The 22874-nt window shown below is 52.0% G+C and carries 18 protein-coding genes; 8 read left to right on the plus strand and 10 right to left on the minus strand.

Annotated elements, in window-relative coordinates; genetic code table 11:
- Positions 1–135: 135 nt before the first annotated feature.
- Positions 136–570, plus strand: coding sequence for a large-conductance mechanosensitive channel protein MscL (mscL, locus tag B5F34_RS07795; RefSeq protein WP_087336956.1), 435 nt, complete (start codon positions 136–138; stop codon positions 568–570).
- 318 nt (positions 571–888) lie between these two features.
- On the plus strand, positions 889–2442 hold the full coding sequence (gene guaA / locus B5F34_RS07800; protein WP_087337262.1) for a glutamine-hydrolyzing GMP synthase: 1554 nt from the start codon (positions 889–891) through the stop codon (positions 2440–2442).
- 94 nt (positions 2443–2536) lie between these two features.
- Here the strand turns inward: guaA and B5F34_RS07805 are convergent, their stop codons facing one another.
- The 5 genes from B5F34_RS07805 to B5F34_RS07825 form a co-directional block, all read right to left on the minus strand.
- Positions 2537–3685, minus strand: coding sequence for a glycoside hydrolase family 43 protein (locus tag B5F34_RS07805; RefSeq protein WP_239448881.1), 1149 nt, complete (start codon positions 3683–3685; stop codon positions 2537–2539).
- Between the two features lie 104 nt (positions 3686–3789).
- Positions 3790–4719, minus strand: a complete 930-nt coding sequence (locus B5F34_RS07810) for a DMT family transporter (protein ID WP_087336962.1) — start codon at positions 4717–4719, stop codon at positions 3790–3792.
- Positions 4720–4749: 30 nt separating this feature from the next.
- Positions 4750–5415, minus strand: coding sequence for a Crp/Fnr family transcriptional regulator (locus tag B5F34_RS07815; protein WP_087336965.1), 666 nt, complete (start codon positions 5413–5415; stop codon positions 4750–4752).
- 99 nt (positions 5416–5514) lie between these two features.
- On the minus strand, positions 5515–7023 hold the full coding sequence (locus B5F34_RS07820; RefSeq protein ID WP_087336967.1) for a TrkH family potassium uptake protein: 1509 nt from the start codon (positions 7021–7023) through the stop codon (positions 5515–5517).
- Between the two features lie 33 nt (positions 7024–7056).
- Positions 7057–7734, minus strand: coding sequence for a rhomboid family intramembrane serine protease (locus B5F34_RS07825; RefSeq protein ID WP_087336970.1), 678 nt, complete (start codon positions 7732–7734; stop codon positions 7057–7059).
- Between the two features lie 409 nt (positions 7735–8143).
- On the opposite strand from B5F34_RS07825, the gene B5F34_RS07830 reads away from it, so the two are divergent.
- The 3 genes from B5F34_RS07830 to B5F34_RS07840 are packed head-to-tail and all read left to right on the plus strand — an operon-like array spanning position 8144 to position 12746.
- Positions 8144–10093, plus strand: coding sequence for a glycogen debranching enzyme N-terminal domain-containing protein (locus tag B5F34_RS07830; protein ID WP_087336973.1), 1950 nt, complete (start codon positions 8144–8146; stop codon positions 10091–10093).
- Positions 10094–10106: 13 nt separating this feature from the next.
- Positions 10107–11372: a glycosyltransferase family 4 protein gene (locus tag B5F34_RS07835; protein ID WP_087336976.1), complete on the plus strand. Its 1266-nt coding sequence runs from the start codon at positions 10107–10109 to the stop codon at positions 11370–11372.
- Positions 11373–11396: 24 nt separating this feature from the next.
- Complete coding sequence (locus B5F34_RS07840) at positions 11397–12746, plus strand: glycoside hydrolase family 57 protein (RefSeq protein WP_087336980.1); 1350 nt, start codon at positions 11397–11399, stop codon at positions 12744–12746.
- A 188-nt stretch (positions 12747–12934) separates the two neighbouring features.
- Here B5F34_RS07840 and B5F34_RS07845 read toward each other — a convergent pair whose 3' ends face one another.
- Both B5F34_RS07845 and B5F34_RS07850 read right to left on the minus strand, forming a co-directional pair.
- Positions 12935–14503: a DUF4270 domain-containing protein gene (locus B5F34_RS07845; protein WP_087336983.1), complete on the minus strand. Its 1569-nt coding sequence runs from the start codon at positions 14501–14503 to the stop codon at positions 12935–12937.
- Positions 14504–14540: 37 nt separating this feature from the next.
- On the minus strand, positions 14541–15371 hold the full coding sequence (locus B5F34_RS07850) for a glycogen/starch synthase (RefSeq protein WP_087336986.1): 831 nt from the start codon (positions 15369–15371) through the stop codon (positions 14541–14543).
- A 715-nt stretch (positions 15372–16086) separates the two neighbouring features.
- On the opposite strand from B5F34_RS07850, the gene B5F34_RS07860 reads away from it, so the two are divergent.
- The 3 genes from B5F34_RS07860 (at position 16087) to panD (ending at position 18715) form a co-directional block, all read left to right on the plus strand.
- On the plus strand, positions 16087–17169 hold the full coding sequence (locus tag B5F34_RS07860) for a metallophosphoesterase (protein WP_087336991.1): 1083 nt from the start codon (positions 16087–16089) through the stop codon (positions 17167–17169).
- Positions 17170–17513: 344 nt separating this feature from the next.
- Positions 17514–18359, plus strand: coding sequence for a pantoate--beta-alanine ligase (panC, locus tag B5F34_RS07865; protein WP_087336994.1), 846 nt, complete (start codon positions 17514–17516; stop codon positions 18357–18359).
- A 5-nt stretch (positions 18360–18364) separates the two neighbouring features.
- Positions 18365–18715 (plus strand): aspartate 1-decarboxylase, encoded by a 351-nt coding sequence (panD, locus tag B5F34_RS07870; RefSeq protein ID WP_087336997.1) that lies wholly within the window; start codon positions 18365–18367, stop codon positions 18713–18715.
- A 75-nt stretch (positions 18716–18790) separates the two neighbouring features.
- Here the strand turns inward: panD and B5F34_RS17875 are convergent, their stop codons facing one another.
- The 3 genes from B5F34_RS17875 to B5F34_RS07885 all read right to left on the minus strand — a co-directional run bounded on the left by B5F34_RS17875 (position 18791) and on the right by B5F34_RS07885 (position 22373).
- Complete coding sequence (locus B5F34_RS17875) at positions 18791–18997, minus strand: hypothetical protein (RefSeq protein WP_239448869.1); 207 nt, start codon at positions 18995–18997, stop codon at positions 18791–18793.
- Between the two features lie 354 nt (positions 18998–19351).
- Positions 19352–19990, minus strand: coding sequence for a DUF3267 domain-containing protein (locus B5F34_RS07880; protein WP_087337002.1), 639 nt, complete (start codon positions 19988–19990; stop codon positions 19352–19354).
- 73 nt (positions 19991–20063) lie between these two features.
- Positions 20064–22373: a bifunctional dihydroorotate dehydrogenase B NAD binding subunit/NADPH-dependent glutamate synthase gene (locus B5F34_RS07885; RefSeq protein ID WP_087337005.1), complete on the minus strand. Its 2310-nt coding sequence runs from the start codon at positions 22371–22373 to the stop codon at positions 20064–20066.
- Positions 22374–22874: the final 501 nt, after the last annotated feature.

Here is a 22874-nt window from a genome sequence, read left to right on the forward strand (position 1 = left end):
TTGTGCATACGGTGTATGTAAATCAGATGTTTAGACACCTCTAATTTACTAAATACCAATAATATGCGCAACTTTTTCTTCATAAAAGTTTTATGCCTTTAATTCCACCAACGGGTTTACTTATATTTATCAGTAATGGGAAAAACTACTTTTTTGCAAGATTTTAAGTCGTTTGCCATGAAAGGCAATGTGGTGGATATGGCCGTGGGCGTGATTATCGGCGGCGCGTTCGGCAAGATTGTGTCGTCGGTGGTGGCAGATGTCATCATGCCACCCATCGGGTTGCTGGTGGGCGGGGTGAACTTCACCGACCTGAAGTGGGTGCTCAAGCCTGCTGTGATGCGCGACGGCGAGGAGGTGGCTGCGGCAGTGACGCTGAATTATGGCAATTTTCTGCAGGTGACATTCGACTTTCTCATCATAGCCTTCTCCGTCTTTCTGTTTGTCCGTCTGCTTTCGCGGCTCAACCGCAAGAAAACCAAGCCCGCCGCACCTCCTGCACCTTCGAAAGAAGAGGTTCTGCTGACGGAAATCCGTGACTTGTTGCGCGAGGTGAAAGATAAAAAGTGAAGTGTCGGAGCTTGCCGGACTGTGTTGATGACTGGTCTGTACCGCTCTTGGAACGGTACTGATTGGCAGTGCGTTACTTCATATATATAACAGCCGTCCTGCCAGTAGCTTGGGAGGACGGTGGTTATGCCTTGGAGCCAGGCTTCTTATACCTTGGAAGGGGGCACATGAAAAAGAAGGGCGACACAGCAGGTCTGCCGGAGGCCGGACTATGGGGAAAAGGTACATTATTTTCGGCTTACAATGACCGATATGTCCTTGCTTTTTCTTACATTTGCACTTTCATTTGGATTAACCATCATTCACCAAACGATTTATATGGAGGAAAAGATTATCATTCTTGATTTCGGCTCGCAGACCACGCAGCTTATCGGCCGCCGCATCCGCGAACTGAATGTCTATTGCGAAATCGTGCCTTACAACAAGTTTCCGTACGGCGACGAGAGCGTGAAGGGCGTTATCTTGTCCGGCAGCCCCTTCTCGGTGTACGACCAGGAAGCCTTCAAGGTGGATCTGGCGGGTATCCGCGGCAAGTATCCTGTATTGGGCATTTGCTACGGCGCGCAGTATATCGCCTACACCAGCGGCGGCAAGGTGGAGCCTGCCGGTAGCCGGGAGTACGGACGTGCCCGCTTGGGACGTTTCGACCACGACAATGCGCTGTTGCGGGACGTGCGCGACAACTCGCAGGTGTGGATGAGCCACGGCGACACCATCACTGCCATCCCCGACGGCTTCCGCATCATTGCTTCGACAGACGAAGTGGCTGTGGCTGCCTATCAGATAGAGGGCGAGCAGGTGTGGGGCGTGCAGTTCCATCCGGAAGTTTATCACAGCGAAGACGGCACGCTGATGCTCAAGAACTTTGTAGTAGGCGTCTGCGGTTGTCACCAGACGTGGAGTTCGGCTTCGTTTGTCGACACTACCGTGGCCGAACTGAAAGAACAGATTGGAAACGACCGCGTCATCCTCGGACTGAGCGGGGGCGTCGATTCGTCGGTGGCTGCTGTGCTGCTGCACCGTGCCATCGGGCAGAACTTGACTTGTATCTTTGTAGACCACGGTCTGCTGCGCAAGAACGAGTTCCACGATGTGATGCACGACTACGAGTGCCTGGGGCTGAACGTCATCGGTGTGGATGCGTCGGAGAAGTTCTTTAAAGACTTAGAGGGGGTGAGTGACCCCGAACAGAAGCGTAAAATCATCGGCCGCGACTTCGTGGAAGTGTTCAACGCCGAGGCACGCAAGATTACCGATGCCCGCTGGCTGGCGCAGGGCACTATCTATCCCGACCGTATCGAGAGTCTGAACATCACGGGCAAGGTTATCAAGAGCCACCACAACGTGGGCGGCTTGCCCAAGGAGATGAACCTCAAACTGTGCGAACCGCTGAAGTGGCTCTTCAAAGACGAAGTGCGCCGCGTGGGTCGCGAGTTGGGCATTCCCGAACATCTCATCGGTCGTCATCCCTTCCCCGGTCCCGGTCTGGCCGTGCGTATCTTGGGTGACATCACCCGCGAGAAAGTGCGCATCCTGCAGGACGCCGACGACATCTTCATCCGCGGCCTGCGCGACTGGAAGGTGAAGGATGCCGACGGCAATGAGACGAGTCTCTACCACCAGGTCTGGCAAGCCGGCGTCGTTCTGCTGCCTGTGCGCTCGGTGGGCGTAATGGGCGATGAACGCACCTACGAGCGTGCCGTGGCCCTGCGTGCCGTGACTTCGACCGATGCCATGACAGCCGACTGGGCCCGTCTGCCTTACGATTTCCTGGCGCAGGTGTCCAACGATATTATAAATAAGGTGAAAGGCGTGAACCGCGTGGCGTATGACATCTCGTCCAAACCGCCTTCGACGATTGAGTGGGAGTAAGAGCCTGCTAAGATTTTATACCCGTTTCAGTAGCCTCAGTCCGTAAAGGATTGAGGCTACTTGATTTCTGTGCCGCGGGTCTATGCAGGTCGGTTCAATGCTTGCTGGCATCCGTCTGGTCAAAGAAATCCAGCGTCCAGTTGTCTATCCATTCGATAAATGGCGTTCCGTCTGTCTTGAACTTGATAGGCAGCCAGATGTAACGGGCATCGCTCGGGTGTTCCGGTCGCCAGATGTCGGCCATGAACAGGAAAGCGTCCTGCTTTCCCGGTATCGGCAGGACGAAAGTGCTTTGCCCGCCAAAAGTAAGGTCGGCATTCGGTCCTACGCACGGATTAGGATGCTGTGTCCACGGTCCCCAGATGGAAGGGGCAGAGAACATACGGGCTTTGTTTGGGGCCCAGCCTGTGCAGCCGGAGGTTATCATCCAGTATGTTCCGTCGGCTTTCTTGAAGATGGCCGGCGCTTCGTTCTGTCCCGATGGAGCTACCCGTACAAATTTGCCGGAATGGCTCAGATAGTCATCGCTCAGTTCGGCGATTTGCAGGGTCAGATTTTCTTCGGAAGCATAGATGTGGTATGCCTTACCATCGTCATCCACAAAGAGCTGCATGTCGCGTGCCATTTGTCCGCCTTCCAGGTCACGCTTCAGGAACAGACCTTTCACCACGGCTTCCTGCCATGCCGGTGTGTTCCATTCTTTATAGTGTTCGGGATTCAGCGTGTCCAGCACGGCCCGCTCTTCCGGGGTCATGTCAAACGGAAGCTTACCGGCATTGATGCGTCCCGAACCGATATAGCGGAACGGTCCTGTGGGGGTGTCGCTTTCGGCCACAGCCGAGCGGGCAGCCCCATACCCTTGTCCTTTCAGCTCTAAGTGGAACCACATGACGAATTTCTTCGTCCGTTCGTTGTAAATCACCTTTGGGCGCTCCATGATGCACCCCTGGATGATGTCGCTTGTGGAATCCGTCTGTTCCACCGGCAGGGCGACCCCTTCGTTCGTCCAGTCTGTCAGGTTCTTCGACGAATAACACATGATGCCTACCATGGCGCTACTTGTTGTATCCGACTTATTCTCGCCATACCAGTAATAAGTCCCGTCGTGCAGCAGGATGCAGCCGCCGTGTGCATTGACATGCACTCCTTGGTTGTCCGCCCAAATCTCGCCCGAACAGATGGGCTTTCGTTCTTCTTTCGGAGAGCAGGCTCCGCTCAGCAAGGCCAGGCATACGCCCAGCATGAAGATTTGTTTTACCATGCGTGTTGATGATTTATATACAGTTAAACGGTCTGATGCAAAAGATGCGGCAATCTTTCTTTATAGAACACATAGGAGCGCGGTGCTTATTTCCTTTTCAGCGGCAGGCGCGGGAACATTTTGCGGAACCGTACCAGTTGGTGTGTGATATTGCCTCCTGCCACAACCACCGTGACAGCTACCAGAATCAGAGTGATGCCCATGCAGTCGCGTGCCGTCAGCCGTTCGCCGAAGACTGTGATGCCGAAGAAGATGGCAGTCACCGGTTCCAGCGCGCCCAGGATAGCCGTCGGGGTGGAGCCGATACGTTGGATAGCACTGGTGGTGCAGAGGAAGGAAATAGCGGTGGGAAAGACAGCCAGGGCCACCAGGTTACCCCAGAGCCACCAGCGGGTAGGCAAGGTAAGGTCGTGGCTCATCCATAACCGTACTACGAAGAGCGATACACCAAACAGAAGTACGTAGAACGTGACTTTCAGTGTGGCCATTTCTTTCAGCGACGGGCGGTTGACACCTACGATGTAAATGGCGTAAGACAGAGCTGAGGCGAACACAAGCAGAGTGCCTGTCAGGCTCAGGGTGGCGCCGTCTCCTCCTTGGTATAGCATGGCAATGCCGCTCAATGCCAGCAGGATGCACAAGGCAGTCTGCATGGTTACTTTTTCTTTGTAGACTGCTGCCATGATGAGTGCCACTAAGATGGGGTAGATGAAGAGGATGGTGGAAGCAATGCCTGCATCCATGTAGTTATAAGCCTCAAACAAGGTCAGCGACGAGGCGGCCATCAGCACGCCCAGCACTACGAGGGGGAGGATGTCGGTACGGTGTATCTTGAAGTCGCGTCCCCGTCCTTTAATCATGGCACCTACCAGGGGAATAGCAAACAGGTAGCGGAAGAACAGCACGGAGTCGGGGTTCATGCCGTCTGCATAGAGCGGCAGGGCAAACAAGGGATTCATGCCATACGTGGCCGCAGCAATGACAGCCAGTATATAGCCTTTGGCTTTCTCGTTCATAATATAATAATATAGTTTGTGGCAGCTCTTTTATCCAAGGAGGTTTTCAAGGCGGTGAACTACGATTTCGCCCCGATGCAGTTCCACCAGGTCTTTGTCTTGCAGGGCGTTCAGCACTTTCGAGACGTTCAGGCGCGTGTCATTGACGATACGTGCCAGTTCTTCCATCTTTATCTTCAGCGATTTCTTGCCCGAAGGACGTTCGGCGAGGTTGCTGATAAAATGCACGATGCGGTTCTGCAAGTCGCCTTCGTTGGTACACCACAGGCGGCGTTGCAAGGTTTGTGCCCGGTTACTGATGATGTTGATGTAGTTCAAGCGGAATATCTCGTATTGCGCCAGTTCGTTCATGACGAATGATTTGCTGATGTTGATGCTATGGACTTCGTCCAATGCCGTATAAGTGGCGACGTAGTCGGTGTTCATGCCAAACATGGAGTAGGGCTCCAGCAGGTAGGGCGCTTCGTATTGTTCGGTGAAGAGGAACGAGCCGTCCGTGGCAGGTGTGGTGGCACTGATTCTGCCTTTCAGGATGAAGATAAGGCGGGTGCACGGAGTGCCTGCTTGTACAAGAATTTCTCCTTTTTTATGCTTGGTAAAGTGCAGTTTGACTTTTGCCAAGATGTTGGTAAAGTCTTCCTGCGCCAATCCCTGAAAGAGGGGAAGTTGTAGCAAAGTGTCAAACATGCTGTCCATATTCGTCTGTACGTCTTAAAAATTCGCGCAAAAATAATTATTATCGGAATGTCGGCTCTTCCTTCCAGATGTTTTTTATTATTTCTTAAGTAATGGGTGTTATCTGTTTTTCCAGAATGCCGAATAGAACATCAGCATGACAGCAAACATTTCCAGACGTCCCAGCAGCATGAGGAACGAGCTGAGCCATTTGCCCAGTTCGGGCAGGGCGCTCCACGAATAGGCCGGGCCGAACATGCCCAGGGCCAGACCTGCATTGCCCATGCTGGAAACGCAGACTCCGAAAGCTTCTGTAAAGTTCACTCCCATCAGCATGAACAATATCCAGCTTACGAACACGCACGCCAAGTAGAGGCAGATGAAGATGGCCACGGTGAGCACGACGTTGGAGGGCACAGCCTGCCGGTTGACGCGTATCTGCATCACAGCGTTGGGATGCAGCAACTTGCGGAAGTGGTTGCGGATGCCTTTCGTCATGATGAGCAGGCGCAGGTTCTTGATGCCGCCGCTGGTAGAGCCGGTACATCCACCTGCCAGCATGGCGTAGACCAGCAGCAGCCAGGTGAAGGGGGGCCACAGCATATAGTCGTCGGTGGCAAAACCGGTAGATGTGTGCAGGGTCACTACCTGGAAGAGGGCTTTCCGGAAGGCTTCCTCCGGAGCGTAACCGTTTTTCCATACCAGAGCGATGGCGATAATGAGTGTCACGCTCAAGATGGAACCCAAGAACCAGCGTGTCTCCTCGTCGCGCCATATCTTCCCGAATTTGCCTTTCAGGCACGAGAAATAAAGCGAGAAGTTGATGCCTGCCAGTATCATGAAAATGGCGATGACGTATTCGATGTAGGGCGAGTTCCAATAAGCCACGCTGGCTTGCTTGGTGCTGAAGCCGCCTGTGGCTACGGTAGCGAAGGTGTGGCATACGGAGTCGAACCACCCCATGCCGCCCAGCCGCAGCAGGATGGTTTCGCTGACGGTCAGAATCAGGTAGATGGTCCAGAGCCAGCGTGCCATGGTGCTTACCTTGGGATGAATCTTGTCGTGTGTCACGCCCACTGCTTCGGCCGAAAACAGCTGCAGGTTGCTGCCGTCGCTAAAGGCTGGCAGGATGGCGATGGCAAAGAACACAATACCCAGACCGCCTATCCAGTGCGTCAGGCTGCGCCAGAAGAGAATGGCGTGCGACTGCGTGTCGATGTCGTCCATGATGGTGGCTCCCGTGGTGGTGAAGCCCGACATGGTCTCGAAGAAAGCCTCGCCCGGTGTCGCCACACTGTGGCTCAACAGAAAAGGCAGCATGCCGAAGAGACTGAACAACACCCACGTCAGGGCCGCCACGCAATAGCCGTCGCGTTTGCTCATGCGCCGTTCAGCTCCCCGTCCAGCCAGTATCAGCAGAGAGGCCGCCACGCCGGTAATGCCTGCCGAGAGCAAGAACGCCCATCCGTCGCTCTCTTGATAGAGCCAGGCCACGCCCACGCAGGTCAGCAACATGCACACTTCTACCCATAGCAAGACACCCAGCACGCGCATGATGATGCGCCGGTTGATAAGGCTGTTCCGTTTGCGTCCGGTATTATACAGACTGTCTGATATGTATCCTTCCATCTCTTGTTCTGTTTTACTTTCTTTATTTAAGTTTCAGCGCTCTAAAGGAGCACGGTTTTTGTTCTCGTCTTCGGTTGACTGTTCCTCTTCACCGGCAGGCAGCTGTTCATCCTCCTCTTCCTCGTCGGCAAAAGGTTGGGGGCGTTGCGGTCCCCGGTTTCTGAAAGCAAAGGCACATGCCGTGCCTGTCACCGCTCCTGCCAGGTGCCCCTCCCACGACGTGCCAGCCTCTGCAAAGTCGGGAAACATGTTCCATACCAGGCTGCCGTAGAGGAATGTCACCAGCAGCGATAACGCCACCAACGGTACATGCCTGCGCAGCAGTCCGCTGAAAAACAGAAAGAAAGCCAGCCCATAGATGAGGCCACTGGCTCCCACGTGCCATGCCGGCCGGGCGATGATAAACGTCAGCAAGCCGCTTCCCGTCCATACGCAAGCCAGAATGGCGGGGGCAATGCCCCGGTAGAAGTAGAACAGGCACCACGACAGGAAGAACAGCGGCAGTGTGTTGGCAGCCAGGTGCTCCCAGTCGGCATGTACCAGCGGGTGTAGCACGATGCCCGCCACACCCCGCCATTCCAGTGGCCGGACGCCCCACGAGGTGAAATCCCAACCCATTCCCGTTTCCAGTGCTTTCAGCGCATAGAGGGCGAAAACAAGCAGCGCGGGGATGATTGCCGAAGCGGCCAGCCGTTGCATTTCGGGTCTCATATCGGGCATTTTTCTGTTTTTGCGGTGCAATACTACGACAAATACTCCGAAAATTGAAAAAAAAACGCCTTTTTTATTTTGTGTATGGGTATAAATTTGTACTTTTGGACGTGCAACACGAGTGGTGGCACACAATGGAATGATTTGAACTTTCCGCGATGCCATACAGGGCTGGCAGGCAAACTGCGCCGGCAGGCAGTGGGGGAAACGAACTTCTAAGCTATCAAGGGCTTGCTGCCAAGCTATAAGAAGCGTACTCCTAAGCCATAAGAAGCAGGCTTGTTATAGATAAGAAGTAACTTCCTGTCAGTCAATATGATTTCAGGGAAAGAATACGGACATTCATTGTCTGGAAGATGTTAAACCATTTCAATGCCTGAATAATTAACCTTTAAATAAATGTACAACCATGAGTTATCTACGATTTGACAAGACTCTGATGACTAACCTCCAAGAGTCGCTGCCGCGGGAAATTCTCCGGACGAATAAATCGGGCGCTTATCATTGTACGTCTATTGTGGATTGCAACACACGCAAGTATCATGGCTTGCTGGTGATTCCCGTACCCAATCTGGACGATGAGAATCACGTGCTGCTGTCTTCGTTGGACGAGACGGTGATTCAACACGGTGCCGAATTCAATCTGGGCCTGCATTATTATGGCAACGGGCACTTCAGCCCCAACGGGCACAAGTACATCCGCGAATTTGACTGCGAGCACATTCCCGCCACCACCTACCGCGTGGGCGGCGTCATTCTGCGCAAAGAGAAAATCTTTGTCCATCACGAAAACCGTATCCTCATCCGTTACACGCTGGTCGACGCACATTCTGCCACCACGCTCCGCTTCCGCCCCTTCCTGGCGTTCCGCAGCGTGCGTGAATATACTCATGAGAATGCGCAGGCCAGCCGCGATTATCAATTGGTGGAGAATGGTATCAAGACTTGCATGTATCCCGGCTATCCCGAACTCTACATGCAGCTGAACAAGAAAAATGAGTTCCATTTCCAGCCCGACTGGTACCGGGGCATCGTCTACACCAAGGAGCAGGAACGCGGGTATGATTTCAACGAAGACCTCTACGTGCCCGGTTACTTCGAGGTAGACATCAAGAAGGGCGAAAGCATCGTTTTCTCTGCGGGGGTTTCCGAGGTGTCTACCCGACGGCTGAAGCAGACTTTCGAAGCCGAGGTGGCCGACCGTACTCCTCGCGACAGCTTCCTGCACTGCCTTACCAACTCTGCCCACCAGTTCCACAACAAGCAGGGGGATGAGCACTATGTGTTGGCTGGCTATCCTTGGTTCAAGTGCCGTGCGCGCGACTTGTTTGTTTCCTTGCCGGGACTTACACTGGCCATTGACGAGCAGGACGAGTTCGAGGATGCCATGAAGACAGCATCGAAAGCTCTCCGGCAGTTTATGGCAGGCGAGCCTTCTACTTACAAGATTTACGAGATGGAGCATCCCGACGTACTGCTCTGGGCGATATGGACCTTGCAGCAGTATGCCAAATTCACTTCGCGTCAGCGTTGCAGGGAGATGTATGGCGATCTTATGCGCGAAATCATGAAGTACCTCTTGAGCCGCAAGCACGACAATCTCTTCCTTCACGACAACGGTCTGCTCTATACCAATGGCACCGACCGTGCCGTGACATGGATGAACTCTACGGCCAACGGCCGTCCTGTCATTCCGCGCACGGGATATATTGTCGAAGTCAATGCCTTGTGGTATAACGCTCTCCGCTTCGGGGCTGATATGGCTCGCGAGAACGGCGATGAAGTAGGAGCTAATACCCTGGAGGCACAGGCTGAGGTGACAGGCAAGTCGTTCGTCGAAGTATTCCGCAACGAATACGGTTATCTCTTCGACTATGTAGACGGATACATGATGGATTGGAGCGTGCGGCCAAATATGATTTTTGCTGTGGCTCTGGATTATTCTCCGTTGGATAAGACTCAGAAGAAACAGGTGCTCGACATTGTGACGAAGGAATTGCTTACGCCCAAGGGACTTCGTACCCTCAGCCCCAAGAGCGGCGGGTACAATCCTAACTATGTGGGACCGCAGACACAGCGCGACTATGCTTATCACCAGGGTACTGCCTGGCCGTGGCTGTTGGGATTCTATGCGGAGGCTTATTTGCGCGTCTACAAAATGAGCGGACTGTCTTTCCTGGAGCGTGCTCTTATCGGTATGGAAGATGAAATGACTTGCCATTGCATCGGCACGCTGCCTGAATTGTTCGACGGTAACCCGCCCTTTACGGGGCGCGGCGCGGTGTCTTTCGCTATGAACGTGGCCGAAATACTGCGCGCACTGAGATTATTGTCCAAGTATAACAACAACGCAGAATGATAGGAGGAAGCAAATGAAAGTTTTAATGTTCGGATGGGAATTTCCTCCCAAAATATACGGCGGCCTCGCTGTCGCTACGTACGGAATCACCAAAGGTTTGAGCATTCAGGGCGACGTGGAAACCACGTTCTGTATGCCTAAGCCTTCGGGGCAGGAAGAAAAGTTCCTGAATATCATTGGCATGAATCAAGTGCCTATCGTGTGGCGCGATATGGATTACAATTATCTCCAGTCGCGCATTGGTCCGGGTATGACGCCTGAGCTTTACTACGATTTGCGCAACCACATCTATGCTGATTTTTCCTACATGCACGTCAACGACTTGGGGTGTATGGAGTTTGCCGGTGGCTATCCGTCCAACCTGAATGATGAAATCAATAACTTTTCTATCATTGCAGGCGTAGTGGCCCGCCAGCAGCAGTTTGATATTATCCATGCCCACGACTGGCTGACTTATCCTGCCGGCGTACATGCCAAGATGGTGAGCGGCAAACCTTTGTGTATACATGTACATGCTACGGACTTCGACCGTTCGCGCGGTAAGGTTAATCCGACCGTCTACGGTATTGAGAAAAACGGTATGGATTATGCCGATTGCATCATGTGTGTATCTGAACTGACACGGCGCACGGTCATTAACGAGTATCACCAAGATCCACGTAAGGTTTTCGCTGTGCATAATGCCGTTTATCCCTTGTCGCAGGAGTATCAGGATATCCCGCGTCCGGAGCATAAAGAAAAGATTGTCACTTTCTTGGGACGTATCACCATGCAGAAGGGACCGGAATACTTTGTGGAGGCAGCTGCCATGGTGCTGAAACGTGCGCGCAACATCCGTTTCGTCATGGCTGGATCGGGTGACATGCTCAATGCCATGATTAATCTGGCTGCCGAGCGTGGCATTGCCGACCGCTTCCATTTCCCCGGTTTCATGAAAGGCAAGCAGGTGTATGAGGTCTACAAGAACAGCGATGTCTTTGTTATGCCTTCGGTGTCAGAGCCTTTTGGCATTGCACCTCTTGAAGCCATGCAGTGCGGCACGCCGTCTATCATCTCCAAGCAATCGGGCTGCGGCGAAATACTGACCAATGTCATCAAGACTGATTACTGGGATATCCATGCTATGGCCGACTATATTCATTCTATCTGTACCAATCCTGCCTTGTTCAAGTACTTGCAGGAAGAGGGCAAGAAGGAAGTGGACGGTATTACGTGGGAAAAAGTGGCCTTGAAGATTCGTGGCCTTTACGAGAACGTTTTAAAGAATTATAACAGGTAACAAACCCTCAAACTACATCTAACAATGAGAACGATTTGTCTTTATTTCGAGATACACCAAATTATCCATCTGAAGCGTTACCGTTTCTTCGACATCGGTAATGACCACTATTATTACGACGACTATGCCAATGAAACGGGCATGACCGATGTCGCCGAGCGTTCGTACATCCCGGCCTTGAGCACTCTTATCGAGATGGCGAAAAAGTCGGAAGGTGCTTTCAAGGTGGCTCTGTCTATTTCGGGCGTGGCTTTGGAACAGATGGAAATTTACACGCCTGCTGTCATTGACCTGTTGCACCAGCTGAATGATACGGGCTGCTGCGAGTTCCTGGCTGAACCTTACTCTCATGGGTTGTCTTCATTGGCCAACGAAGACTGCTTCAAAGAAGAAGTCATGCGCCAGGCTGCCAAGATTAAGGAGATGTTTGGAAAGATGCCGAAAGTATTCCGCAACTCCAGTCTTATTTATTCTGACGAAATCGGTGCCGTAGTGGCAAGTATGGGTTTCAAAGGCATGCTGACCGAAGGAGCCAAGCACGTGTTGGGATGGAAGAGTCCGCACTATGTATACCACTGCAATATGAATCCCAACCTGAAGTTGCTGTTGCGTGACTTCAAGCTGTCCGATGACATCAGCCTGCGTTTCTCTAACTCAGAGTGGAATGAATTCCCGCTTTTTGCCGACCGTTATATCGGCTGGATTGATTCCATGCCTCAGGAAGAGCAGGTTATCAACATCTTCATGGAATTGAGTGCGCTTGGTATCTCGCAGCCCTTGTCGTCCAATATCCTGGAGTTCATCAAGGCTTTGCCTGCTTGTGCCAAGGAAAAAGGTATTACTTTCTCTACGCCGAGCGAAGTTATTTCCAAGTTGAAATCTGTGTCTCAACTGGATGTGCCCTATCCGTTGTCGTGGCTGGACGAGGAGCGCGATACAAGCTGTCTGCTGGGCAACGTGATGCAGCGTGAGGCTTTTGATAAGCTCTATAGCGTGGCTGAGCGTGTTCATCTTTGTGAGGACCGCCGTATCAAGCAGGACTGGGATTACTTGCAAGCCAGCAACAACTTCCGTTTCATGACAACAAAGAACAGCGGTGTGGGATTGAATCGCGGTATTTACGAGTCCTCGTTTGATGCTTTCACCAATTATATGAATATCTTGGGCGACTTTATCAGCCGTGTGAACTCTCTCTATCCCGTGGATGTAGACAATGAGGAACTGAACCCGTTGTTGACCACCATTAGAAATCAGGGCATTGAGATTGAAGAGTTGCGTAAGGAATTGGAAAAGGCTGAGGCTAAGCTGAAGAAAGAGGAAAAGCCTGCTCCAAAGCGCAGAACTGCTGCTAAGAAAGCAGACGATGCACAATAAGAAGAAACTGTTTACTTCTTCTTGTTTCTTATAAGAAAAAAGCTCTCACCTGTTGGTTTGGGTGAGAGCTTTTATTGTAGAATCAGATGAACAAAAGTTGCTTCATTGTTGGATTCTGTATGCCATGCCGTTTATGGCATTATCGGGCATTTTATGGCGTACATGTTCTATGGCGTGCATGCCTTTATTCATTCATAAAAGTGCGTGTAGGTTACTTCTAATTTCAGCGGATTCTTTAGCGGAGTACCTTCGCCGCCTTCACGTTCCGGTCCTCCTTGCAGCCTGGTATAGCTCGGCGCTAAATTATGCTGGATGCCAATGATGCGTGCTGTTTGGCTACTGCTGGAACTGGAAGAAGTATCGTAAGTGACATTGACAGGTATCAGCAGCACTTTATTCCAATCGGGATGCTCGTTCATCCATTGCTCTTCGTTCCAGTTGCTTCCAGCTTCCTGCTGTGCCTGCCGTTTTTCGTTGATGCAGGTTGTTACCAGACGGGCTATATTCCGGAACGTATATTGGTTGGTGCCAGTATTATTATGTGTTGTTACGTAAGAAGTGATATTGTCGGGCACGTCATTGTTCTCGAAGAAGTCAATGTAATCTTGCTTGCGCACTAACAGCACCTGGCTGGGGGCACTCATGCTGAAGTCGTGCTTGTCTTCCTGGCGGTAGTTGGTGAAAGTCAGGCGGGCTGCGTTCAGCGTGTCGTTGGCCAGTTGCTCATAGATTTCATCATAAGGAAGGGTAGCTTGCGTGAAAATACCTGCCGGTGACTTTAGGTACGTCCAATCCTTTTCGGCAGCCTTGGCAATAAGCTTCTCTGTGTTGGCGAAATGATTGATTTGCGATACCTCCTTAGTAGAAGAGAATACAGTGTTTATGCCGTAATAGGTGGAATCTGTTCCATCTGCCTTCTTAAGTTTCACGCCTGTACTGTCGTTGGTATAGTAGAATTGGAATTGCAGGCGAAGGTCTACGCGGTCGGCGTAAAGAATCGTTCCGTCACCTTGGTCGGTAGTCAGATATACCCCGTTAAATATATTGTTTTTCACCAGTGCGTCCGCTCCACGGAACAGTTCGGGATTGGCTCGGTAGGGTTCAAGAATGCGTTTCTGTCCGAATTCTTCCGGGTCGAGTCTGAAGATGATGCTCGGCGAGTAGGTAGAATTGCCGCTGGAATCGGTTGCGTTACGTACCGAATCGGGTACAGTTGTGTCGTAGGCCGAATAGGCAACGCGTCCTAACAATCCGCTTTCATCATAATATTGTTTCGGGTCCAGATTGGTATAGCGTTGGTCGTAATCGAGCGCAGTGTTCAGTTCGTACGCACTCATGCGGCAAGCGTTGAGTGAATCGCCGAACCAATTGCTATAAAACACCACCAACTGTACCGCCGTCACACTGTCTCCCGTTATGGCACCGGTAGCCTTAATGGCGTTTCCTTCCTCATCCCAATCCGTTTCTTTGTAAACTTCGGGTAGCGAAAAGTTTTCTGTACTGGCCAGGGCAGTAAGGAATCCGGCCTCGTAGTATCCAAAATCAGGGTCACTGAAGCGTCCGATATATCCTGTGCTGGATTTGGCGAATACGGATTCGGCCAAGACTGATTCTGTCATTACATCAAAAGAAACAGTATGCGCCGACATTTCATCGGAGCTGGGCAGCATGTCCATGCCCAGCGAGCCTGTTTCTTCGTCGCAAGCGGAGAACACCGCGATGGCGGCGAGTAAGGCTCCAAGATGCTTCCATTTCATAGTTGTCAAGTAGTAATGTATCTGAATGAGATGTTAGTTATTCTTCTTCATTGCCTTCCGAACCTGCTACTAAGTCGTAGAAACTGTTGCAGGCGTCAGCATAATTGTCGGCGGCATATTCCAAGAAAGGTTTGCCGCTTTGGCGGGCGTACTCCAGCAATTCGGGAGCCACCTGTTCGCTTTGCTGCACAATACCGTCGGAATAATCTATGGCCAGCTTGTTCAGCGCGATAAAGTCTACGGGCGACTTCACTTCGGCCAAGTCTTTCTTAGTTACCCCCTTCACCAATGTCTTGCTGACAAAGTTTGCTTCGAAAGGCTGTTTAAAGTCGCTTTGGTAGAGTGAGTATATCACTTTGCTGTCGCGGAAGGAAGGTTCGTCCTTGTATGCCCGTTTGATATAGAGCGGGGCGAGGGCGGTCATCCAGCCGTGGCAATGAATGACATTGGGACACCAGCGCAACTTCTTCACGGTTTCCAGTACACCGCGGGCATAGAACACGGCACGTTCATCGTTGTCCGTGTATTCGTTGCCGTTCTCATCGGTTGCTTGCAGGCGGTTCTGGAAATAATCGTCGTTGTCGATGAAATAGACCTGCATTCGGGCAGACTGTATGGAAGCCACTTTGATGATGAGCGGATGGTCGGTGTCATCGATGATGAGGTTCATGCCGGAGAGGCGGATGACTTCGTGCAACTGGTTGCGGCGCTCGTTGATGTTTCCCCATTTGGGCATGAATGTCCGTATTTCACGGCCTCTGTCCTGGATGGCAGCGGGCAAGTTCCGGCCCATCAGTGCTAATTCGGAGTCAGATACGTAAGGAGTAATTTCCTGGGTAATAAATAAAACCTTGTTCACCTTTGTCATAATCGCAATGTCTCGTTTTATGGTGCAAAGATACGAAAAAAAACGCTTTGACGTACAGAATACTGATTCCTATTATTCCTTATGATTTGTTAAGCGGTTGTTATTCAGGTTTTTAACATTCTCGTACGGGCTTGTTTTTAAGGATTTGGACGGGCTGTTGGGTTGAATATTAGCCTGATAGCATGGGGCTGTTATGTTACTTTGAGCTTTCATGGAGAGCATCCGTAGAGGGATTTTTTTTCTTTTTGGAGCGGGAAAGTCACCTGAAGCATCGCTCTTCCTTCTTGGATGCCCCAACATACTGTCTTTTAGCATATTGCCTGGGAAGATGGCTTTTCACGCCTCTTTCACTTCCTTCTTATAGCTTAGGAGCGTGTTCTTAAGCGATAAGAAGCTGTCTGCTAATCTATAAGGAATCTGCTGCTGAAGTATAGGGCGCCCGTTGCCACTACGGCTGCAGGCTGGCAACAGCATGGACAACCCGTTGGGGTGAAATGGAAAATGGCATCTCCTATCTCATGCCAATCATATTTTTGCTTTCTTTCTTGCAGGTTCAGGATTTTCTTGATAACTTGCCGTTGTGTTTTTTCTGAATTCCTCAGAGTGGTAATTGCTTCAAGCCTGGTGGCTTGGATATGATTTGTAGGGAAAGAAGAAAACTTTTTCAGCTGATAACTTTAAAACTTAATCAGGTTATAAATCAATAATTTTGTTTATGAAAATCAGACTTGTGATTCTTGCGGGCATCTTGGCACTACAGTCTGCGCTTTCTTTTGCCCAGATTTATCCGGTCAACGCAAAATTGGCCGACAAAAATTCTTTTTCCATGATAGTGATTCCCGACCCGCAGAGCTATGTTAAATTTGCAGCGAACCAGCCTCTTTTTGAGTTGCAGACAGCTTGGATTGCCAACAACATAGACACGCTCCGCATTAAAAGTGTCTTGTGTACCGGCGACTTGGTGGAGCAGAACGAAATCAGAGTGCCGGATTATGTGAACGGTGACCAGACCAGTGAAGAACAATGGCAATCTGTATCGCGGGCATTCGAACGTCTGGATCATAAGATTCCCTATGTCGTTTGCACCGGTAATCATGATTATGGGTATCAATCATCGGAAGTCCGCCGCACGAACTTGCACCGTTATTTCCCGGCAGAGCGTAACAGTTGTTGGAAGAAAACCTTGGTGGCAGTCGGTACCAATTATGAGGGCATTCCGACTTTGGAAAACGCTGCATACGAGTTGGTGACAGACACGTGGGGAAAACTGTTGGTGGTTTCTCTTGAATTCTCTCCGCGCGATGAGGCCATCGAATGGGCCAAAAGCGTGGTCGGAAGTCCGCAATATAAACATCACAAGGTTATTCTGCTGACACACTCTTTCTTGGACTATAAGGGAGAACGTTTTGTGAGTGAGGACAATTACCGGATGAGACCGGCCAATTATCCGGAAGCTGTCTGGCAGAAGTTGGTTTATCCGTCGGACAACATTCGGCTGGTGGTGTGCGGCCATGAATGTCTGAACACCCGCGATTACTCCAAGCAGGTAAGTTTCCGCACCGACAAGAACCACCTCGGCAAGTCGGTGGCACAGATGATGTTTAATGCCCAGACAGCTGACGGGCAATGGTTTGGCAACGGTGGAGATGGCTGGTTGCGCATCTTGGAATTCAAGCCGGATGGTAAGACTATCGGCGTGCGTACCTTCTCGCCCCTGTTCGCTTTGTCGCCCCTGACGGAGAAGCTGGCCTGGCGCACGGCTTCTTACGACCAGTTTGACATTGTTATTGACGAATGAACCGTGGGTTCTGTGTTATCTACGCCTGAAAATACCCCGTTGAAGCCGGGGCTCTTCCAGGAAGAAAATAGCCGGACAGGTCCTGTCTGGGACCTGTTCTGGCAATTGTGTTGGCATAAATTTGCACGATTCCTTCGTTATGTGGCAAATAATGACTTATTTTGCACCCGCTTAGCAGCGGCATGGGCTCGTTGTCAAGCGGGAAACGGTGTGGACAGACAAGCAATGTTGATTCTCTGTAGATTGTTTGGATAGAGGGAATGACGGAATGAGCGTTGCCTGCGGTGCCATATCGTAGATAGTAAAGTCGATTTGTAGCTATTTTTACATAACTTTTCTGTGCAATGAAAGTAATTCATACAGTCGCAGCCTTGCAGGCCGAGTTGTCTGCCTTGCGGGCCGAAGGTAAGAGTGTGGGCTTGGTGCCCACGATGGGTGCGTTGCATGCCGGTCATGCCTCGCTGGTAGACCGCAGTGTGCGTGAAAACGATGTGACGGTAGTCAGTGTTTTCGTCAATCCCACCCAATTCAATGACAAAAATGATTTGCAGAAGTATCCGCGCACGCTGGAGGCAGATTGCCGTCTGCTCGAAACGCACGGAGCCACCATCGCCTTTGCTCCGTCGGTGGAGGAGGTGTATCCTGAGCCTGATACGCGTCAGTTCAGCTACGCGCCACTGGACACGGTGATGGAAGGCCAATTCCGTCCCGGCCACTTCAACGGCGTGTGCCAGGTGGTCAGCAAGCTTTTCGATATGGTGAAGCCCGACCGTGCCTACTTTGGCGAGAAAGACTTCCAGCAGTTGGCCATCGTTCGTGAGATGGTGCGGCAGATGCATTTCCCTCTTCAGATTGTGGGTTGCCCGATAGTCCGCGAAGCCGACGGTCTGGCTCTAAGTAGCCGTAATGCCCGTCTGACGCCCCAACAGCGCACGCAGGCCCTGCAAATCTCGCAGACGCTCTTTGCCAGCGTAGACTATGCCAAGACGCATACCGTGCAGGAGACCAGGCAGTTTGTGGAAGACCGTATCGCAGCAGCCGAGGGACTTCGTCTCGAATATTTTGAACTAGTAGACGGCAATACGTTGCAAAGCATTGCTGAGTGGAAGGATACGACCTATCCAGTGGGCTGCATTACTGTGTTCTGCGGTGAAGTGCGCCTGATTGATAACATTAAATATAAGGAATAAGGAGAATGTTGATAGAAGTTCTGAAATCGAAAATCCACTGCGCCCGCGTTACTGAGGCCAACCTCAACTACATGGGCAGCATCACCATTGATGAAGACCTGCTGGATGCCGCGGGCATGATTGCCGGCGAGAAGGTGGCCATCGTAGACAACAACAACGGTGAACGCTTCGAAACCTACATCATCAAAGGAGAACGCGGGTCGGGTTGCATCTGCCTGAACGGTGCCGCCGCCCGCAAGGTGCAACCGGACGACATCGTCATCATCATGTCCTACGCCCTGATGGACTTCGAGGAGGCCAAGTCTTTCAAGCCGATGGTCATCTTCCCCGACCCGGCGACGAACCGGCTGGTGTAAACGAATCTGTTTATTGTTTCGTTTGATATGTTTGTGGTAGAGACGCGATTAATCGCGTCTCTACATCATTTAATATCATTCTGCCTTATTCAATTCATCTAAATCCCACTGGCTGACATTATGGTATATATAGGTGGCGATACGGTTCATTTCATCTTGGTTGCGAATGATATGGTCGTAGAAACGGGCCTGCCACCCGAATGGGATACCGTTCAGATGTGCCATACGGCTGATACGTGCCTTCACGCCACGAATGACCGTTCCCAATGATTTATATATCATAGGATTTCGTGATATTACCGTTGTCGTTTCTGTTGCAGTAGAGACGCGATTAATCGCGTCTCTATAATTGCCGTCATTACCATCAATAATTACAATGGCGTGGATATGGTTGGGCATAACAACGAACAATGGAATTTCTGCATACGGATAATGAATAGATACATTGGAAAAATGGTCAGACGCAATCTTTCCTATAGCAGACAATTGCATCTCTCCGTTTTCAATTTCACCGAAATAATGCATACGTCCGGCAGTACATATCGTTATAAAATATGCTCCACCGCTATAGTCATGCCATGTTGCACGTGCTGTTGGTATGCGGTATTTGTTCTGATATAGATTCACGTTTGGCTTTTATTTATGATGTATATTTGTATTGTCTGGCGTTGTTGCCGTAGAGACGTACCAATAATCCCGTCCGTCTTCTCCCTCCTGCATGTATCCTCCGCGCGGAACCTGTCGCCAGGCACAGAGTGCGTTCATATAGTCGGGAGCAGGGCCAACGGCACTCATGATGGCGCACCCCCAACACAACGAAGCCAGGGCCTTGGCTTCGGCTGGACAGAGCAGGAAGATAATCCAAGGAAGGATACAGAGCAGCATCGGCAGCAGACACATCACGAAATACCTTCCCCGGCTGATGGATGCCCCGCAATCCATATAGAAAAGGAAGCGCTTGTAAAGCACGCCAATATACGCCGTGGCTCCCTTGGGATAGCACCAGGCATGCAGACACTCGTGCAGAGGCCCCAATAGCAGGGCCAGTGCCATGCCTGCCACTATCCACGGTTTGTCCCGCAGGTCGGTTTGCAGCAGGTAGTTCTTTAAGTAGAGCGAAGCTAATATGGGGAGATAGACGGGAGCGGCCAACAGGATAGCTTTCAACCAATAGTGCCGCCGGGGGATGAGAAGCGGGTGGACGTCGGGAGGCAACGGTCGGCGCGGGGCACGAATGACGTGTTCGGTAAATCCTTTCCAGATAATCTTTACCATGTTGAGAAAAATATAGGCTTACGTCTTCTGTGGAAGAAGCACGTAAGCCTTTGTTATTGTTAATCAGTTATCTTCAGCCGCGCAACTGCTTGTCCATCGCAGCAGCTGCACGCCGCCCGTCGCCCATGGCCAGGATGACCGTTGCACCGCCGCGCACGATGTCGCCTCCGGCGAAGAGGAAGGGGATGGACGACTGCATGTCGTCGTTCACGGCGATGGTGCCCTTACGGCCCAGTTCCAATCCTTCGACGGAGTGAGGCACGATGGGGTTGGGCGATACGCCCACGCTGACGATGGCCAGGTCAATGTCCAGCGTTTCCGTGGCACCGGGGATGGGCACGGGGCTGCGGCGGCCGCTGGCATCGGGCTCGCCCAGTTCCATCTTCTGGAGGACGATTTGTTTCACGCGTCCCTGCTCGTCGGCAATATATTCGATGGGGTTGTGCAGTGTCATGAACTCTACGCCCTCTTCCTTGGCGTGTTTCACCTCTTCGATGCGGGCGGGCATTTCGGCCTCGCTGCGGCGGTAGACGATGATGGCACGCTCGGCACCCAGACGGCGGGCGGTGCGCACGGAGTCCATGGCCGTATTGCCGCCGCCGATGACTGCCACACGCTTGCCAAAGGGCACAGGGGTGTCACTGTCTTCGCTGGCAGCGTCCATCAGGTTGACACGCGTCAGGTATTCGTTGGATGAGAGGATGTTTATCGAGTTCTCGCCGGGGATGCCCATGAAGTTGGGCAGGCCGGCACCGCTGGCCACGAATACACCGCGGAATCCGGCTTCTTTCAGTTCGGCGATGCTGAGTGTCTTGCCGATGATGCAGTCTTTCTCGAACTGCACGCCCATCTTGGCGAGGTTGTCTATCTCCACGTCCACAATCTTATTGGGCAAGCGGAATTCGGGAATACCGTATTTCAGCACGCCGCCAATCTCGTGCAGGGCTTCGAATACAGTCACGTCGTAGCCCTTCTTCGCCATGTCGCCTGCGAAGGACAGACCGGCGGGACCGCTTCCTACGACGGCCACCTTGATACCGTTTCTCTCCTTAATCTCGGGCACGGAGATTTGGCCGCTGTCGCGTTCGTAGTCGGCGGCAAAGCGTTCCAGGTAGCCGATGGCCACAGCAGGCTCGTTCATTTTCAGATGGATACATTTCGATTCGCACTGCTTCTCCTGCGGGCAGACACGACCACATACGGCGGGCAGGGCGCTGGTCTCCTTCAGGGTTTTAGCAGCTTCGAGGAACTCGCCTTTTTCGATATGTTTGATGAAGCGCGGGATGTCGATGCCCACGGGGCAACCCTGCATACAGCCGGGGTTGGCGCAGTCCAGGCACCGTTTGGCCTCGGTCAGTGCCTGCTCTTCGTTGAGGCCGAGGTTCACCTCCTCGCGGCGGCTGTGGCTGCGGTATTCGGGGTCGAGCTCAGGCATTTGGACGCGGGGGATGGCGGTGCGCTCCTTCGGTTTCATGGACTTGCGCAGCTCTACGCGCCAGGGAGCGTTGCGGGTCTTGTCTTCTTCGGCGGGTTGAACGGGTTCGCCCGTGGCCTGGCAGGTGTCGGGATGCTCTAATTTGTGCATCTCTTCCTGCTCGTAGGGCTTGAAGGCACCCATGCGTTTCAGCATCTCGTCGAAGTCCACCTGGTGTCCGTCGAACTCAGGGCCGTCCACGCACACAAACTTGGTCTTGCCGCCCACGGTGATACGGCAGGCGCCGCACATGCCCGTGCCGTCCACCATGATGGTGTTGAGTGACACGTCGGTAGGAATGTTGTATTTCTTGGTGAGCAGGCAGACGAACTTCATCATGATGGCAGGGCCGATGGCGAAGCATTTGTCTACCTTCTCGCGCAGGATAACTTGTTCGACACCCTGCGTGACGAGGCCTTTCTGTCCGTATGAACCATCGTCGGTCATGATGATGACTTCATCGCTGGAGGCGCGCATCTCTTTTTCCAGTATAATCAGTTCCTTGGTGCGTCCGGCAAGTACGGTGATGACGCGGTTGCCTGCCGCCTTCAGGGCCTGTACGATGGGCAGCATCGGAGCAACGCCCACACCACCTCCGGCGCAGACCACGGTGCCGAATTTCTCAATGTGCGTGGCTTGTCCCAGCGGGCCGACAACGTCGGTGATATAGTCGCCTTCGTTCAGTTCGCAGAGGCGGGTGGAGGAGAGGCCCACTTCCTGCACGACGAGGGTGATGGTACCGGCCACGGGGTCGGCTTCGGCGATAGTGAGGGGCATACGTTCGCCCTTCTCGCCGACGCGGACGATAACGAAGTGCCCGGCCTTGCGCGACCGGGCGATAAGCGGTGCTTCAACAACGAGTTTGAAGACCTTTTCGGAGAAATGTTCTTTGTGAAGAATCTTGTTCATATTAGTTAGTATGTGTAATTACGTGTTGAGCGTGTGGCTGATGATATATCTTTCCATACGTTTTTACTTCCCCGCAAATGTACGAAAAAAAGGAGAACGTCCGTCCCGACATCCTCCTTTCTTGTGTTTTTTTAGCGTTAGTCCAGGCTCCCGTCAGTCTGCTCTGGCCTGTGTTGTTCTGTCGGTATGACTGCTATATGTATATTGCTTGTCTTTCTAAGGTATCCGTAGCAAACTTCCCATACCTTTGAAGCTGCTTTCATATATAGATGAAGCAAGGCTGGAAAGGCAGTAAGGTGTATGAAAGATGCGTGAAAGCAGATTCTTCCCTGGTAAGCTTATCAGAATCAGATATTTCCCAGAAGGAGAGGAGGCTGTTGTTCCACCCTGGTTGAAGCATAGGAAGAAATCGATGATGGAGATGTCCGCCCTCTCCAGCAGGCGGCTTGTCAGGGCTTCGGTCGATGTCGTGCAGTTGACTTCCCGGTCGGGGAAGGCGAA

Origin of the sequence: Mediterranea sp. An20, from assembly GCF_002160055.1 — a bacterium.
Classification (GTDB): domain Bacteria; phylum Bacteroidota; class Bacteroidia; order Bacteroidales; family Bacteroidaceae; genus Bacteroides; species Bacteroides avicola.

Bases quoted from the DNA above. Each gene is read 5' to 3' on its own strand.
- B5F34_RS07880 (WP_087337002.1), bottom strand. From the start codon at position 19,990: ATGGTAAAGATTATCTGGAAAGGATTTACCGAACACGTCATTCGTGCC.
- B5F34_RS07805 (WP_239448881.1), bottom strand. From the start codon at position 3,685: ATGCTGGGCGTATGCCTGGCCTTGCTGAGCGGAGCCTGCTCTCCGAAA.
- B5F34_RS17875 (WP_239448869.1), bottom strand. From the start codon at position 18,997: ATGATATATAAATCATTGGGAACGGTCATTCGTGGCGTGAAGGCACGT.
- B5F34_RS07885 (WP_087337005.1), bottom strand. From the start codon at position 22,373: ATGAACAAGATTCTTCACAAAGAACATTTCTCCGAAAAGGTCTTCAAA.
- B5F34_RS07860 (WP_087336991.1), top strand. From the start codon at position 16,087: ATGAAAATCAGACTTGTGATTCTTGCGGGCATCTTGGCACTACAGTCT.
- B5F34_RS07810 (WP_087336962.1), bottom strand. From the start codon at position 4,719: ATGAACGAGAAAGCCAAAGGCTATATACTGGCTGTCATTGCTGCGGCC.
- panD (WP_087336997.1), top strand. From the start codon at position 18,365: ATGTTGATAGAAGTTCTGAAATCGAAAATCCACTGCGCCCGCGTTACT.
- B5F34_RS07820 (WP_087336967.1), bottom strand. From the start codon at position 7,023: ATGGAAGGATACATATCAGACAGTCTGTATAATACCGGACGCAAACGG.
- guaA (WP_087337262.1), top strand. From the start codon at position 889: ATGGAGGAAAAGATTATCATTCTTGATTTCGGCTCGCAGACCACGCAG.
- B5F34_RS07850 (WP_087336986.1), bottom strand. From the start codon at position 15,371: ATGACAAAGGTGAACAAGGTTTTATTTATTACCCAGGAAATTACTCCT.
- B5F34_RS07840 (WP_087336980.1), top strand. From the start codon at position 11,397: ATGAGAACGATTTGTCTTTATTTCGAGATACACCAAATTATCCATCTG.
- B5F34_RS07815 (WP_087336965.1), bottom strand. From the start codon at position 5,415: ATGGACAGCATGTTTGACACTTTGCTACAACTTCCCCTCTTTCAGGGA.
- panC (WP_087336994.1), top strand. From the start codon at position 17,514: ATGAAAGTAATTCATACAGTCGCAGCCTTGCAGGCCGAGTTGTCTGCC.
- B5F34_RS07845 (WP_087336983.1), bottom strand. From the start codon at position 14,503: ATGAAATGGAAGCATCTTGGAGCCTTACTCGCCGCCATCGCGGTGTTC.
- B5F34_RS07825 (WP_087336970.1), bottom strand. From the start codon at position 7,734: ATGAGACCCGAAATGCAACGGCTGGCCGCTTCGGCAATCATCCCCGCG.
- mscL (WP_087336956.1), top strand. From the start codon at position 136: ATGGGAAAAACTACTTTTTTGCAAGATTTTAAGTCGTTTGCCATGAAA.
- B5F34_RS07835 (WP_087336976.1), top strand. From the start codon at position 10,107: ATGAAAGTTTTAATGTTCGGATGGGAATTTCCTCCCAAAATATACGGC.
- B5F34_RS07830 (WP_087336973.1), top strand. From the start codon at position 8,144: ATGAGTTATCTACGATTTGACAAGACTCTGATGACTAACCTCCAAGAG.